At 60.9% G+C, this 14863-nt stretch carries 14 protein-coding genes and 1 pseudogene; 9 read left to right on the top strand and 6 right to left on the bottom strand.

Annotated elements, in window-relative coordinates:
• The first annotated feature begins 124 nt into the window (after window positions 1–124).
• From NYR54_RS13120 to NYR54_RS13110, 3 genes are read left to right on the top strand one after another with little or no spacing between them, the layout of a single operon-like run.
• Entirely contained in the window at window positions 125–679 is a 555-nt protein-coding gene (locus tag NYR54_RS13120; RefSeq protein ID WP_261516130.1) for a hypothetical protein, read from the top strand.
• A complete protein-coding gene (locus NYR54_RS13115; RefSeq protein WP_261516129.1) occupies window positions 679–1206 on the top strand; it encodes an ImmA/IrrE family metallo-endopeptidase in 528 nt (175 codons plus the stop codon). The genes NYR54_RS13120 and NYR54_RS13115 overlap by 1 nt, the downstream gene beginning before the upstream one ends.
• Window positions 1206–2222 (top strand): beta family protein, encoded by a 1017-nt coding sequence (locus NYR54_RS13110; RefSeq protein ID WP_261516128.1) that lies wholly within the window; start codon window positions 1206–1208, stop codon window positions 2220–2222. Before NYR54_RS13115 ends, NYR54_RS13110 begins: the two co-directional genes overlap by 1 nt.
• 141 nt (window positions 2223–2363) lie before the next feature.
• Here the strand turns inward: NYR54_RS13110 and NYR54_RS13105 are convergent, their stop codons facing one another.
• The gene (locus tag NYR54_RS13105) at window positions 2364–2819 is read right to left on the bottom strand and encodes a GFA family protein (protein ID WP_261516127.1); all 456 of its coding nucleotides are present in this window, start codon (window positions 2817–2819) and stop codon (window positions 2364–2366) included.
• A 679-nt stretch (window positions 2820–3498) separates the two neighbouring features.
• Between NYR54_RS13105 and NYR54_RS13100 the strand changes: the two genes are divergently transcribed.
• Window positions 3499–4329: a hypothetical protein gene (locus tag NYR54_RS13100; protein ID WP_261516124.1), complete on the top strand. Its 831-nt coding sequence runs from the start codon at window positions 3499–3501 to the stop codon at window positions 4327–4329.
• 87 nt (window positions 4330–4416) lie between these two features.
• Here NYR54_RS13100 and NYR54_RS13095 read toward each other — a convergent pair whose 3' ends face one another.
• The 3 genes and pseudogenes from NYR54_RS13095 to NYR54_RS13085 form a co-directional block, all read right to left on the bottom strand.
• A complete protein-coding gene (locus NYR54_RS13095; RefSeq protein WP_261516123.1) occupies window positions 4417–5220 on the bottom strand; it encodes an ABC transporter permease in 804 nt (267 codons plus the stop codon).
• A complete protein-coding gene (locus NYR54_RS13090) occupies window positions 5217–6230 on the bottom strand; it encodes an ATP-binding cassette domain-containing protein (protein WP_261516122.1) in 1014 nt (337 codons plus the stop codon). The genes NYR54_RS13095 and NYR54_RS13090 overlap by 4 nt, the downstream gene beginning before the upstream one ends.
• 153 nt (window positions 6231–6383) lie before the next feature.
• Window positions 6384–6731: pseudogene (locus NYR54_RS13085) on the bottom strand (transglycosylase SLT domain-containing protein); the annotation flags it as partial.
• Between the two features lie 326 nt (window positions 6732–7057).
• Here NYR54_RS13085 and NYR54_RS13080 point away from each other — a divergent pair.
• Together NYR54_RS13080 and NYR54_RS13075 are read left to right on the top strand one after the other, a co-directional pair.
• Complete coding sequence (locus NYR54_RS13080) at window positions 7058–7624, top strand: methylated-DNA--[protein]-cysteine S-methyltransferase (RefSeq protein ID WP_261516120.1); 567 nt, start codon at window positions 7058–7060, stop codon at window positions 7622–7624.
• Between the two features lie 189 nt (window positions 7625–7813).
• Window positions 7814–8047 (top strand): hypothetical protein, encoded by a 234-nt coding sequence (locus NYR54_RS13075; RefSeq protein WP_261516119.1) that lies wholly within the window; start codon window positions 7814–7816, stop codon window positions 8045–8047.
• Window positions 8048–8155: 108 nt separating this feature from the next.
• On the opposite strand, the gene NYR54_RS13070 is transcribed toward NYR54_RS13075, so the two are convergent.
• Together NYR54_RS13070 and NYR54_RS13065 are read right to left on the bottom strand one after the other, a co-directional pair.
• Window positions 8156–8761, bottom strand: coding sequence for a glutathione S-transferase family protein (locus tag NYR54_RS13070; RefSeq protein WP_261516117.1), 606 nt, complete (start codon window positions 8759–8761; stop codon window positions 8156–8158).
• A gap of 98 nt (window positions 8762–8859) precedes the next feature.
• Entirely contained in the window at window positions 8860–9729 is an 870-nt protein-coding gene (locus NYR54_RS13065; RefSeq protein WP_261516116.1) for an EAL domain-containing protein, read from the bottom strand.
• Window positions 9730–10209: 480 nt separating this feature from the next.
• On the opposite strand from NYR54_RS13065, the gene NYR54_RS13060 reads away from it, so the two are divergent.
• The 3 genes from NYR54_RS13060 to NYR54_RS13050 all read left to right on the top strand — a co-directional run bounded on the left by NYR54_RS13060 (window position 10210) and on the right by NYR54_RS13050 (window position 14655).
• Entirely contained in the window at window positions 10210–11412 is a 1203-nt protein-coding gene (locus tag NYR54_RS13060) for a pyridoxal phosphate-dependent aminotransferase (RefSeq protein ID WP_261516114.1), read from the top strand.
• A 126-nt stretch (window positions 11413–11538) separates the two neighbouring features.
• Entirely contained in the window at window positions 11539–12474 is a 936-nt protein-coding gene (locus NYR54_RS13055) for a bifunctional helix-turn-helix transcriptional regulator/GNAT family N-acetyltransferase (RefSeq protein WP_261516113.1), read from the top strand.
• A gap of 168 nt (window positions 12475–12642) precedes the next feature.
• Complete coding sequence (locus tag NYR54_RS13050; protein WP_261516112.1) at window positions 12643–14655, top strand: elongation factor G; 2013 nt, start codon at window positions 12643–12645, stop codon at window positions 14653–14655.
• Window positions 14656–14863: the final 208 nt, after the last annotated feature.

Below are 14863 nucleotides of genomic sequence, written 5' to 3'. Positions count from 1 at the left end.
GCTCTCCCCCTCTCTCGTTCACAAGAGGAAAGATAGGCCGGCAGGAGATGGGTAGCGAAGCACGGCTTGCAGATTCCGAATTATTGCATTAAATTTGTTTCTGTTTTGTTCTTCGGAGACACTCGTGAAGACGCTTAAGCTTTTTGGAGCCGCAGTCCTCGGATGGGCGTTGGGGAGTTTTGTTTTTCTTATGGTCGTGGTTTTCATCTTCGGTCGCCCAATGACAGATTGGTTGGGGTCCACCTTCGGTATTTTTGTGCACCGGACCCCTCCTAATCTAGATCCTCCTTCGTGGGACGCGGCCGTTCAACTATTGCAACGCGGTATAATCGTTACCCCTGAAGCTCTGATATCTAACATAACTACAACATATGGTATTATGATACAAGTATTACTTGGAGTATTAGTGGTTGTTGGATTTCTTTCTTTCTTTGCAATAAGATGGCAATCTATTCAGCAAGCGGAAAATTTTATAGATCAAAAGTTAGAAAAAATAATAACTTCAGATGATTTCAGTAGACGCCTAAGCAATGCAGCATCTGAGGTATTTGATCTCCAAAGCGAACCATTACAAGAACAGCTTGCTCACATTGCTTTACTGGATGACCGCCTCTCAAAAATTGAGAGTATGATTGCAGAAAAAGGCGACGATCAAGAACCCCAAGAAGAGGACCGATAATGGCTGTACTTCGCCGATCCATCTCGAAGCCACGTCCGCCTCTAGAATATGATCCGGCTCGTGCTGCGCGAGACGCACATCGGATTGCTCAAAATTTTACACTTCGGACGATCCCCTTGGACGTAGAGGGCTTAGCAGCGGCCTTGGGATTGCGCGTCCTAAGATTGCCGCTTGAGGAAAGAGTTTCGGGATTTCTGCGTGAATCAGCGGGCATTTGGGAGATTGGGGTTAACTCGTTGCACCATCCTAACCGTCAGCGATTTACACTCGCGCATGAACTTGGACACTATCTACTTCATCGCGATCATGCGCCTTTTGAAGACGGGCTACTATTTAGAAGCGACGCAAAAAATGCTAGAGAGCGAGAAGCCAATCAGTTTGCGGCACTCGTACTGATGCCTGACACCGAGTTTCGTACAGCATTGTCTAGTGGAGATATCGATTCCGTTGCGCGAACGTTTGGAGTCTCAAAACAAGCTGCGGAATACCGGCGCGACAGCGTGATTAATTCGATTGGGATTGATTAATGTATTACCCTAATCTCAAGACATCGGATGCCGAGCTGCGCGCCGTAAGGTTTTTAGATGACGATGTTAAGAGAAAAATTATACCAATTTTTGAGCTAACGCGATCAAGGAAAACTAGAAATATCCCAAATGGATCCATTGAGCGCCGGGTAGAACAATTGTATGGCGCATATGGTAAATATTGTTTTATTCTTGATCTTGCAACACAAGACGATTTGATTAATGATCAAGTTATAAGCATGTTTGATGAGAGTGGAGGTTACAGAAATTGGACAGATTTTTTGGAAAAAAACTCAGAAGGAAATATTATACCGTGTGTTCTTTATACGGAAGACGGAAGCAAGGAGAATTTTCAGAAGCAGATAGATCGCATTGCATCCAGATATGGAAAGATCTGCCTACGAACTTCTGTGGCCGATGAGGATGCATCAAAGCTGTATAGATGGGCTTGTGAGGTTGTAGACGCTAACGACATTATAACATGCGGAATTCTCTATTATATAGAGCCATTAAGAATTGGAAACTATAAGGAACTATGTAGATTGTATGTTGAAAGAGTAATTGGAAATAAAATACCTGGTTCCGTACTGTTCCCAGGTTCTTCATTTCCTAGATATGTGACAGACCGTGAAGGCTGTGGTGATCTTAAGGGTAAATTTGAGGCACTGGAGCTTTTGGTCGAACGAGACGTTCAGACGATGTTTTCTAACATTCCGATAGAGCCGAGTGATTTTGCGTCGGTCCATCCCATTCGCTATCAAACGGGAGGAGGTAATTGGATTCCACGCATAGATATTTTTGATGGTAGTAGCTTTATATATGTAAGATCACGTAGAACTAACGGTGGTTACGACAAAGCTGCACAGGATGTTGACCGCACATTAGTCTCTCGCCTGCCCGAAAGTTGGGGTAAGACCCAGATTATCAATGCCATAGATGGCAAAGTAACAGGCGGTAGCCCTTCGTTTTGGATTTCTGTTCGTATAAATTGTTGGATAACTCAAAGAGCAAAATAATAATAAATATTAGGGGTGCCTCATCTTACGCTGGCGCTGCGCACATGGAACGACAAGGTGGTGAGAAACCTCGACGGCGTACGCCTGACGATCCTGCACGAGGCGAGGGAAAGGATAGAGGCTTGAAACCAAAACCCACCCTCACCTCTCCCACTCCGCAAACTCCCCCATCAGCCCCTCATAATCCTCCACCGGCGGCAGCTTTTCATAAGCATGTACCGCCCCGGTCTCGGCGAAGGGCAGCTTCTCGGCAACCCAGGTCTCGATGAAGGGCGCGAAGTCCTCCGCCCCTTCGAGCATGGTCGGGCGCACATTGACGAACCAGTCGATGCCCTCCGGCCGCGTGAAGATCCAGGTCAGGCAGCGCGGGCAGAAATAGTGCCGCGAAGTGCCGTGCAGGCCGCCGATCACCGGCTCCCCCTCGACCACCGCGAAGCCTTCCGCCGGGATGGCGGCCGTGAGCGAGAAGGCCGAGGCGCTCATCTTCTGGCAGCCGGTGCAGTGACAGGCCATGGTGACGAGCGGCGCGGCACTCACCCTTATCCGCACCTGCCCGCAGCGGCAGGCGCCTTCCCGCGGGAGTTTCCAGTCGCGCATGTCGGTTCTCCTTCCCTGGCGTCAGGGCGACCATCCCACGGCAGGGCGGTCGCGTCACCCCCGCAAGGAAGATAGGGCGCCGCCGCGGCAAGCCAGCGGAGACTTGCGACATGGCCGCGCGCCCGATCCCGGCCGCCCCCACAATCCCCCCTGGCGGTGTCAGGGCCAAGAATTTGCGTCCGGTGGGAGCGTTTGGGACGGCAGAGTTATCCTATCCCCCCTCTTGTGAATTCTAAGGGCTTGGCTTCGCCAAACCCAAGAATTCGCTTTCTCCCCCGCAGCGGGGGGAGATAACGCCGGCATCGGCCTCGCTGCCAGTCGCAGACGCTGGCGATTTGCGGAGGCGACAGCGCAGCGCACCCCATCTCCCCCCTTTGCGGGGGGTGAGCGGCCGGTTCGCCGAAGGCGAATTCGTCGTGCCGGTGGCACGATGAAAGGCCAGCGAACGCCGGGGAGCTGCCGAGTAGCAGGAGGCGTCGATGGCGCCAGCCCTATCTCCCCCCTTTGCGGGGGAGAAAGCAAAATCAACATCTTAGCTGGAGCGAAGCGGAGGCTAAGTGTTAGATTTTGCAAGAGGGGGGATAAAAGAGCGGTTCACACAACAGCCGACCCCCGTCCATTTATCCCCGCCCTTGCCGCCCATGCGACAATCCCGCCGCCTCGACGGAAGGAGGGCAACATGGACGGGCGTGCGGCGATCGAGTGGAACCGGCTGGCGCTGAAGCGCATCGTCGCCGCGCTCGTTGCCGTGGCGGGGCTCGACATTGATCACGAAACACCGGCCGAGGGAACAACCCGCCCCACGCTGCCGCGCCATCTCTGGCTTGCGATTCTGCGGCTCCTGCGCCCGGCAGAGGCCGCCGCGCGGCGGCTGATCATCGCCGCCGCCCGCGGCATCACCGTCACCCTGCCGCCCCCGCGCAAGCGGAAGACGAAGCCCGTGCCGGCAGAGCAGTTCCTGCGCCGCCTCGGCATCGCCGTCACCATGCCGGCGGCGGAAATCGCGCGCGCCGCAACAGCAGGAAAAGCCGCCACAGCCGCCCGTCCGCGATCCTATTGCCTGCCGCTTCTCGATCCGCTGCGAACCCCGGAGCCTTACGAAGAGCGGTGCCGCACCGTGCCTGCCCATGCCGCGCCGCGCATCATGCTGCCGGGGATCATCGAGCCCTATCGCCTTCCCTCTCCGCCTTCGCCCGGCGATCCCGTCAGCGCGGTGCGCCTCAACCAGCGCCTCGCCGCCCTTGCCGCGGCCCTCGACGATCTACCGGGGCAGGCCCGCCGCTTCGCCCGCTGGAAAGCGCGCCGCGATGCGCGGCTCACCCGCCGCGTCTCGCCGCTCAGGCCCGGGCGCCCGTCCGGCGGCCGGCTTTCCCGCTTCGACCCGGTGGCCTGCGGCAGGAGCGGCGGCGAAGGACGAAAGGCTCCCCGCACCATCCGCGAGGTGGACGGGATCCTCGCGCATTCCCATGCGCTGGCGCTCGAGGCGCTCAAGCGCCCTGACACGTCGTGACGTCCGGACGCGAGCCGCGTTCAAGAACCGGCCGTTCTAGGAGGCCGCGCGGGCTGAGCCCCGGCGCGGCGGGGATGGCGCGCGCCTTCAGCTGCGCCGGTAGAGCCACAGGACGACGGGCGAGAGCACGACCGTCAGAATGACGGGAGCGGCAAGGGCAAGCAGCACGTCGCCGCCCGTCGCCGTGCCGTCGAGCAGCCCGCGCATCGCGGTCGTCATGTGCGAGACGGGATTGCGCACCACGATCGCCTCGAGCCAGCCCGGCATGGTCTCCGGCCGCACCATGATGTTGGAGGCGAAGGCGACCGGCATGATGAGGGTGAAGCCGATGGTCATCACCGTCATGGGCGTGCGGATCAGGAGCCCCAGCACGAGGAAGATCCACCCCGTGCCGAAGCCGATCGCCACGATGAGCAGGAAGGCGGCTACAACGCCCGCGAGCCCCGCCTCCGGCCGGTAGCCCAGGATCAGGCCGATGCAGAGGATGATGAGGCCGGCGATGATGTGGCGCAGCACGTCGCCCACCATCAGCCCGGCGAAGGGCGAAAGCTGCCAGATGGGCAGCGAGCGGAAGCGGTCGAACAGGCCTTTCGAGAGGTCCGTCGAAAGCCCCATGCCGGAATAGACGGAGTTGAACACCACCGTCTGCACGAGAATCCCCGGCAGCAGGAACTGGATGTAGTCCGCCGGCGAGCCCGCCAGCGCCCCGCCGAAGACGAAGGTGAAGAGCAGCGTGAACATGATCGGCGTCATCACCAGATCGAAGAGCTGCTCCGGCACGTGGCGGAACTTCAGCACCGCGCGCCAGCCGAAGGCGAGCGCGTTGGAGAAGGGCGAAGGCGGGCGCGGCGCCTTGACGGTCGGGAGCGTAGCTGGACTGACGGCGCTCATTGGGCGGCCTCCTTACGGTCCTGATCTTCAGCGGGCTGACCCGTCAGGGCGAAGAACACCTCGTCGAGACTGGGCGAGCCCATCGAGAAATCCGAAATCTCGATGCCGGCGGCCATCAGCGCCGACAGCGCCTCGTTGGCGTCCCGGGGCGTGCCCGCCATCACAGAGAGCTGCGCGCCCTCGGCGCTTCGCTGCACCGCGGCCCCCAGCCGCGCTTCGAGGATTTCCGCCGCCCGGTCGATGTCGGCGGGATCGGCCGGGGCGACATGCAGGAAGCCCGATCCGATCAGAGCCTTCAGCTCCCGGCTCGTGCCCTCGGCGATCTTGCGACCGTGATCGATCACGGCGATGCGTGCGGCAAGCTGGTCGGCCTCCTCCAGATACTGCGTGGTAAGCAGGATGGTCACCCCCGTCCTGGCAAGCTCGCGGATCATGCTCCACACGCCCTGCCGCGCCTTGGGATCGAGGCCGGTCGTCGGCTCGTCGAGGAACAGCACGCCCGGCGTGACGATCAGCGAGGCGGCGATGTCCAGCCTGCGGCGCATGCCGCCGGAGAAATCCTTCACCTGGCGCTTGGCCGCATCGGCAAGCTCGAAGGCGGCCAGCAGCTCGTCCGCCCGTGCCTTGGCTTCGCGGCCGCGAAAGCCCCAGAGGCGGGCGAGCAGGATCAGGTTCTCGCGCGCCGTCAGGTCCTCGTCCAGCGAGGCGAACTGGCCGGTGAGCGCGATCGACGCGCGCACCGCATGCGGCTCGGCCACAAGGTCGTGCCCCATCACGGTGGCCGTACCCGCATCCGGCTTGAGCAGCGTGGCGAGCATGCGGATCAGCGTCGTCTTGCCGGCACCGTTGGGGCCGAGTATGGCGAAGATCATGCCGCGCGGCACGTCGAGGTCGATGCCGTCGACGGCCTTGACCTCGCCGAAATGGCGCACGAGCCCGCGCGCGGAAATGGCCAGCGGCGTGGTCCTTTTCTGCGCCAGCGGCTCTTTCAGGGGTGTCGTGTCGTTCATGGTCGTTCCCGGGATTGCAGATCTGTCGAAGGACGATGCTGTTCCACGCAATCCGACAGCGGGCGGCCCCCTTACACCAGTTCACATGCTTTTTGAAGGCACCGCTCCCCGCTCATGCCATCTGCTGACGCTGCGCAAAGGAGCCGCGCTGCCTCAGTTCCTCAAGCCCGTTTCCTGAAGCAGGCCTTTGCGCTTGGCGACGTAGTAGTAGCCGCTGGCGTAGTAGCGGATCGCCTGGTCCTCGTTACCACCCGCCGTAATGTAGGCGCCGCGCAGATACTTGACCGCGTATTTGAGGTTGGTCTCGGCATCAAGCAGCCCGTGCGCCGGCCCGCGATAGCCCATGGTCCGGGCGGTATCGTGCCGGATCTGCATCAGGCCCCAATAGATCCTGTTGCGCGCGGCCGGATTGAAGTTGCTCTCGCGTTTGACGACGCGCCGCACGAGGTTTTCCGGCACCTGATAGGCCGCGGCGTAGCGGGCAATGAGCGCATCGAGCTCCGCGCTTCCCGCTTCTACCGGCTGAATTTCCCCGGTCTGCTCAAAAGCGGTCGGCGCTGCCGGATCCGTGCGAACCGGCGTGTCTTCGCTCGGAGCAGGAGCGGGCATGGAGCTGCACGCGGACAGAGCTGGTAGGCAAAGAAGGATGCAGGTGAGGACGGTTCGGCAGAGCAAAGGTAAAGCTTTCGTCTCCCTTTCGCCCCCTGCCGAAGCGCTCCTTTAACGCATCGCGCCTGTCGATTCAACACGGGTTGAATTCCAGAACTTCTTGAGATGCTGCCCTGTGGGGCCTTATGTTTGTGCTCGGGCTGGAGGATGGCGTTGTGATGCACCATCACGTCTTTGAAACTGCTTTTGGCTTCTGCGGCATCGCGTGGACCTTGCGCGGGATCAGCCGCTTCATGCTTCCCGTCGAGACCACCGATCCGCTAGAGGAAAGTTTCGCAAGATACCTTCCGCATTCCCGGGCCTCGCAGCCTTCCGGTGCGGTAGCGGAGGCGATCGCGGCCGCCCAGCGCTATTTTGCGGGAGAACGGGAGGACTTTACCGCCCTCCCCCTGGACCTCGGGGGCGTCGATGCGTTCAGTCTTGCGATCTATCAAGCCGCGCAAAGGCTCGCCTACGGCCAGACCGCCACCTATGGTGCACTTGCGGCGCAAGCCGGCTTCCCCGATGCCGCCCGCCAGACCGGAGTGGCACTCGGGCGCAACCCAATCCCGCTCATCATTCCCTGTCACCGCATCGTGGCGGCAGGGGGCAAGCTCGGCGGTTTTTCCGCTCCCGGAGGGACGCTCACCAAGCGAAAGATGCTCGCGCTCGAACGCGCTGCACCGCCGGAGACCATACCCGCACAAGCGTCCTTCTCATTCCGGTTCAACGCAATCAGGGATTGATAAATTTTCACAGGATAACGCATTTCTTGTGGATGAACAGGGAAGTGTACGCTCACGCGAAAGTTTCCCGTTGCGCGCGTATTGTTCCTTAAGCATATTGTTTACGCTGATTGGCCTATATCTACGCGTAGCCTCGGCGCGTTCCTGGTTCGTGTCATGCGTTTGTCATCTCCGATCAGGAAGAAGACCATGCGTTATCCCTTTGAAGATAGCATCAAAGTGCGCCTGACCGACCGGGTGCATTTAATGCATGCGGTTGAAAAACTGTTGCAACACGGCGTACCGGAAGAACTTATTCCGGTTCGGCTTGCCCGCGTCTTTTACGTAGACATTGATGAATTGAACATCGTGCTGAAGACGGTTGCGTCGCACCGCCCCAAGGAGACGCAAGACGGAGAAACCGATCTCCAGGCGGTCGCTTAAGAGCTAAAAGCGGGCGATCGTTCTCCACCCACTACGGGTGGAGACGGGCGCGGGCTACATAAGTGGCGGGGTTACGGGCGTTCCCGCTGCGGGCAGGCTTCGGCGTATCTACGAGCCGACCATCGGAATGTGGCCGGGGTCGTTTCGTACACGCTCCAGCCAGGCGGAAACAGCGGGAAAGGCGGCAAGATCGAAGCCGCCATTGTGCGCGTCATGCGTGTAGGCATAAAGCGCGATATCGGCCACCGTGTACGCTTCACCGGCCAGGAAAGGCGTGCGGGAAAGTTGCCGCTCCATGACGCCGAGCGCGTGATTGCCTCCCTCAAGCGTGGCGGCAAGCCTCTCCGGAGTGGCTTGGGCGGCCCTTTCCGGATACATCAACAGCGCACGCCTGACGGCCACAAAGGGCTCGTGACTGTACTGCTCGAAAAAGAGCCACTGATAGACGAGCGCGCGTTGGTAAGGATCGGACGGCAGGAAGCGGGTGCCTTCAGCAAGATGGAGCAATATGGCGTTGGACTCGGAGAGAAAACGCCCGTCGTCCAGCTCCAGAACGGGCACCCTGCCGTTGGGATTCCTGGCAAGGAAATCCGGCCTGCGCGTGGACCCGTCACGCGAACTGACCTCAATATGCTCATAGGGAATGCCAAGCTTCGCCAGCAGAAGTCTGGGCTTGTAACAATTCCCGCTGTCGGTCATTCCGTAAAGCTTCATGAGGCGGCTCCCTTCTTCCCCTCCTTTCTAGCGCGCCACGGTACAGCCGCGAATGAAAAGTTTTTCGCGGACCATCAACAGGATTGAGCCATCGCGCGTCAGGCGGGGCGCCCCTGCCCAGGCAAAGGTGACGTTCCCGTGCTCCGGGTTAGAAGCAGTGCTTCCCCATCGAGCGGTTCGGTATCAAAGATCACGCCAACCGGCTGCGCCGGACGCAACAGGTCGCCTCTCAACAGATCGGCACCTGTATCGAATGCGGCGCGCAGTTGGTCCGGCGTTTCAATACCCTCGATCAGCACTTGTCGCCCCTCCCGCCGCAACGCTTCGACAAAAGAGCCGAGGAGGTCGACGGCCGCCGGCACATCCGCGATACGTCGAAACCAGCGCCCCTCGAATGTCACGATCTGCGGGTTGATCTGGCGAATGCGTGAGGCGGATTCCGCAGGCGTGCCGAAATCCTCAACGGCAGTGGCTATTCCGTTTAATTGCAGTACCGCCGCCAGCTCCGCAACTCGGCCCTCCTCCCCGTTCCCCGGCAACCTGCACAGAAAAAGATGCTGGTCGATTTCCGCGGACGGCAGCAGAGATACGAGGCGGGCAACCTGTGCCTCGGGTGTATCCGTACTGGCGAACAGGCGCTGATCATAATCCCAAAGCAGCACCAGATCGCCGGCGTGGATACTGCGATGGTTGCGTAACTGCAGCATACGTCCCAAAGACTCGACGAAGGGTTGGTCGTCGGGGGCGATGTCCGCCCAAAACGAATCGAGCGAGATTGGCCGTTCGTGAAGATGCGGCTGCACTGTGCCTGTAACGCCCCATGGCGTCAGCCCTTCGGGCGTTCTACGAAAAATCGCCTGATAACGAGTCTTGAGGATGTGTGAACCGTAGCGCCCGGTCTCGATGCCGATTTCATCGACGACAATCGCTGCTTCGATCCGCTCCTGGATTTTTTCAGCCAGTGACACCGATCGCCTCCTGTTTATTTTTATCCCGCTCGGCGCCCAACGGCACTTTCAGGTGCCTTTGCAGCTACCGTACGTGCCGAGGGTGGCGGTAAGGGAAGCGGCCGAGCAGCCTTGAGCCGGCCCCGGAAGCGGACATAGATGCCCTCACGCCCGCGGCACTCACTCACCTGCGCCAATCAGAGGCTGCGCGGCATGCTGCCTTTCCGACGCCCCGGTTGGCTGCAGCCTCGCACAGAACCATTGAGCGCCGGTTAAATTGCGATCATGTGTGTCTCGCAGGCGCTTGAGAAAACTCCAGTTATTGTTTTGCACATTTCGGGACGGAAAACCGGCATCCACTTTTCCTGCAACTGCGCTTAAGTCGCCTGCCCGCACAGGAGAAGCCCGCCGCCCTTGCGATCCGCCGCGCGATGAGACATTAAGGCGTGTCTCCCCGCCCTCCGGACGGAGACGACTGAAATCCCGTAGGAGCAACCGATCATGGCCTTTCTTGCCGATGCCCTTTCGCGCGTGAAACCTTCCGCGACCATTGCTGTCACCCAGAAGGCACGCGAGCTCAAAGCGCAGGGGCGCGACGTCATCGGTCTTGGTGCCGGGGAGCCGGATTTCGATACGCCCGACAATATCAAACAGGCGGCCATCGAAGCGATAAAGCGCGGCGAGACGAAGTATCCGCCCGTATCGGGCATCCAGCCGCTGCGCGAGGCGATCGCTGCCAAGTTCAAGCGCGAGAATAATCTCGATTACGACTGGAAGCAGACGATCGTCGGCACCGGCGGCAAGCAGATCCTGTTCAATGCATTCATGGCGACGCTGAACCCCGGCGACGAGGTCGTGATCCCCACACCCTACTGGGTGAGCTACCCGGAGATGGTGGCGATCTGCGGCGGCACGTCCGTATTTGCGGAGACGAAGCTGGAAGACGGCTTCAAGCTGCAGCCGGAGGCGCTGGAGAAAGCGATCACGCCGAAGACCAAGTGGCTCATCATGAACTCGCCCTCCAACCCGTCGGGCGCGGCCTATACGGGCGAGGAACTGAAGGCGCTGGCCGAGGTGCTGCTCAAGCATCCCCATGTCTGGGTGCTGACCGACGACATGTACGAGCACCTGACATACGGGGACTTCACCTTCCGCACCATCGCCGAGGTGGAGCCGAGGCTCTATGAGCGCACGCTGACCATGAACGGCGTGTCCAAGGCCTATGCCATGACCGGCTGGCGAATCGGCTATGCCGCCGGGCCTTTGGCGCTGATCAAGGCCATGGATATGATCCAAGGGCAGCAGACTTCCGGCGCCGCCACCATCTGTCAGTGGGCGGCGGTGGAGGCGCTGACCGGCCCGCAGGACTTCATCGCAAGGAACAAGGCCATCTTTCAGGCCCGGCGCGATCTGGTGGTGTCCATGCTCAACCAGGCAAACGGCATCAGCTGCCCGACGCCCGAAGGCGCCTTCTATGTCTATCCGTCCTGCGCCGGCGTGATCGGCCGGAAAGCGCCGTCTGGTAAGGTGATCGAGAGCGACGAGGACTTCGTATCCGAGCTTCTGGAAGCGGAAGGCGTTGCCGTTGTGCATGGCTCGGCCTTCGGGCTCGGCCCCAACTTCCGCATCTCCTACGCCACGTCGGAGGAGCTGCTGGAAGAAGCCTGCCGCCGCATCCAGCGCTTCACGGCGGAGTTGCGATAGGCGTGTAAGAGACCGATCCATCCTCCATGGAACCAGCCGCTCCGGCGTCGCCGGGGCGGCTTGGTTTTTGCTCTATTAATTGACTTAAGCAAGTATATAGTTGATATTGGCAACAGGAGAATTGCCATGAACCTCATTCAATCACCATCGGAACAGCAGATCGACGCTGTAAGGCGTTTCAACCGCTTTTACACTCGTCAGATCGGCGTGCTGGAAGACGGATTGTACAGGAGCGAATTTTCCCTGACGGAAGCGCGCGTACTCTTCGAGCTGGCGCACAGGGATGGGCTGACGGCCAGCGCACTCGCCGGCGACCTCGGCCTGGATGAGGGCTATCTGAGCCGCATGCTGAAGAAGTTCGAGCGGCGCGGCCTCATCGAACGCCGGCCAGCGGCCGACGACGGACGGCGCTTCCATCTTGGACTGACCGAGGCCGGACGCCGGGCGTTCGAGCCCCTCAACCGGGCCGCCCGCGACCTCGTGGCCGATCTGCTTGCCCGCCTTTCGCCCGACGAGCGGGAGAAGCTGACGGCGGCGATGGGCACCATTCAGCGGCTGCTCGGCCCGGCACCGGATACGGGGCCGGCCTATATCCTCCGTCCGCTGCGGGCCGGCGATCTGGGCTGGATCGTGCACCGGCAGGGGCTCATCTACCATCATGAATATGGCTGGGACGAAACCTACGAGGCGCTGGCAGCACAAATCCTGAGCGATTTCGTGCGGCAATTCGATCCCCGCCGCGAAGCCTCCTGGATCGCGGAGCGCGATGGCGAGGTGGTGGGGTCTGTCTTTCTCGTCCGGGAATCCGACACCGTAGCGAAGCTCCGGCTGCTCTATGTGGAGCCTGCCGCACGGGGACTCGGCATCGGACGGCGGCTTGTCGACGAGTGCATCGGCTTCGCGCGGGCGAAGGGCTACAAGGCGATCACGCTCTGGACCAATGACATTCTCGTCTCCGCACGCCGCATCTACCAGGCCGCCGGATTCAAGCTCGTGAAGGAGGAACCGCACCACTCCTTCGGGAAGGACCTCGTAGGTCAGACCTGGATGCTGGATCTCTAGCCAGCCACCCTCATCACAATCTCGCCCTTCCCCCCTTGCCCGCAAGCGCAAGGCGTGTGACCATGCTCCCTGATGGCGGAATGCTCGGAGGAGAGGCATACGCCTGCGCGACGGCCGTGGGGGCCGGCCGCCGCTCATGGGGTGGAGACATGAGAGGAGGTCGGCATCATGGGCAATCGAGCCGGGGAGAGACACAAAGGACCGAAATGCATAGCCATTCTCGGTCCCCTGGCAAGCGGCAAGACCACGCTCTTTGAAGCGATACTGGCGCGCACGGGCGCCATTGCACGACAGACAAGCCATGGCAACAGCGCAGGCGAGCATGCCATGAGCGTGGAGGCGAGCTTCGCCACGACGCGCTTCATGGATGAAAGCATCACCTTCGTGGACTGCCCCGGGTCGATTGAATTCGCGCATGAGGCCGAACCGATCCTCGCCGCGGCCGATGCGGCGGTGGTGGTGGTCGATGCGGAGGACAGCAAGCTGCCGATGCTGCAGCTCGTCCTGCGTCGGCTGGAGCAGCTGAAGCTGCCGAGGATGGTCTTCCTCAACAAGATCGACAAGAGCACGGCGGGCGTGCGCGACATGCTGAAAACGCTGCAGCCCGCGAGCGCGACACCGCTGCTGTTACGTCAGATCCCCCTGCGGAAGGACGGCATCGTGATCGGCTCCATCGATCTTGCGCTGGAGCGCGCCTACATCTACCGCGAACATGCCGAAAGCGAGATTGCGCCCATTCCCGACGACGAGAAGGCGCGGGAACTCGAGGCGCGCTTTTCCATGCTCGAAACGTTGGCCGACCATGACGATGCGCTCATGGAGCAGGTTCTGGAGGAGATCGAGCCTCCGCGCGACGCCGTCTTTGACGATCTTGCCGCGGACGTGCGCGACGGGGCCGTGATTCCGGTTCTGATCGGCTCGGCAGAGAAGGGCAATGGCGTTCTGCGCCTGTTGAAGGCGGTGCGCCACGATGTGCCGGGCGTTGCCCGGACGCGAGATCGCCTGGGCCTGAAGGAGGCCGACGGTACCGCGCTTCAGGTCATGAAGACGGTGCATACGGGCCATGGCGGAAAGATTTCCATCGCGCGCGTCCTGTCAGGCTCGATCGCCGACGGCGCGGAACTACCGGAGGCGGGACGCGTCTCGGGCCTCTATAGAATGGTGGGCCGCGAGCAGAGCAAGATCGCGTCGGCGGAAGAAGGCGAGACGGTGGCGCTCGGCAAGCTCGACAAGGCGGAGACCGGCGGCACGCTCACCACGGGCAAGACGGCGGCGCCCCGGCTTGTCACGCTTTCCGCGCCGCCGCCGGTTTTCTCCATTGTCATCAGCCCGCGTGACCGCAAGGACGAGGTGAAACTCTCGGCGGCACTGCAGAAGCTTCTGCAGGAGGATCCATCGCTCGTTCTGGAACAGAACCGTGATTCGAACGAGACCGTTCTCGGTGGCCAGGGCGAGATGCATCTACGGATTGCGCGGGAGCGGCTGGAAGGGAAGTACCAGATTGCAGTCGAGACACGCCCGCCGTCGGTCCCCTACCGCGAGACGATCCGCAAGGCCGTCACCCAGCGCGGGCGCCACAAGAAGCAGTCGGGCGGCCACGGCCAGTTCGGCGATGTCCTGCTAGAAATTAAGCCGCTTCCGCGCGGCAGCGGCTTCGAGTTCACCGAGTCGATCACCGGCGGGGTGGTGCCGAAGCAATACATCCCCTCGGTCGAAACCGGTGTCCGGGATGCGCTTCAGCAGGGGCCTCTGGGTTTCCCCGTCGTGGATATCGCGGTGAACCTCGCGGACGGCTCCTATCACACGGTGGATTCGTCCGACATGGCCTTCCAGCTCGCCGCGCGGCTCGCCATGAAGGAAGGGCTTGCAGCTGCAAGCCCCGTGCTGCTCGAGCCGATCCTCAAGGTGGAGGTGGATACGCCGTCCGACGCCACCGCGAAGATCACGGCGATCCTGTCGCAAAGGCGCGGGCAGATTCTGGGCTTCGAAACACGTACCGACCAACCGGGGTGGGATATTGTGGAAGCCCTGCTTCCCGAAGCGGAGATGGACAATCTCATCATCGAGTTGCGCTCGGCAACGGCCGGCGTGGCCACCTACCGTGCACGCTTCGACCATATGGCCGAACTCACCGGCCGACTCGCCGACGATGCATTGAGCAGCAGGGGCAAAGCGGCCTGAACTAACGATCTTCCGGATACGCCTCGCCCGGGCGGCAAGGCCGACTCTCCGCCCTCAGACAGATGGTCTGCGCTCATGCATACCGAAGATGCACAATTTAAGAACGGCCCGCAAAGCATTGTGAACGACAAGCCAAACACGGAAAGGCGCTTCGACAGAAACGCCGGGATCTGATTTGGAAGCCACAAAAAAAAGAGCCGGATCGGGA

It is taken from the genome of Chelativorans petroleitrophicus (genome assembly GCF_025398195.1).
In the GTDB taxonomy this organism is placed as follows: Bacteria; Pseudomonadota; Alphaproteobacteria; order Rhizobiales; family Rhizobiaceae; genus Chelativorans; species Chelativorans petroleitrophicus.
This window is presented reverse-complemented; position numbering and strand designations above follow the sequence as displayed.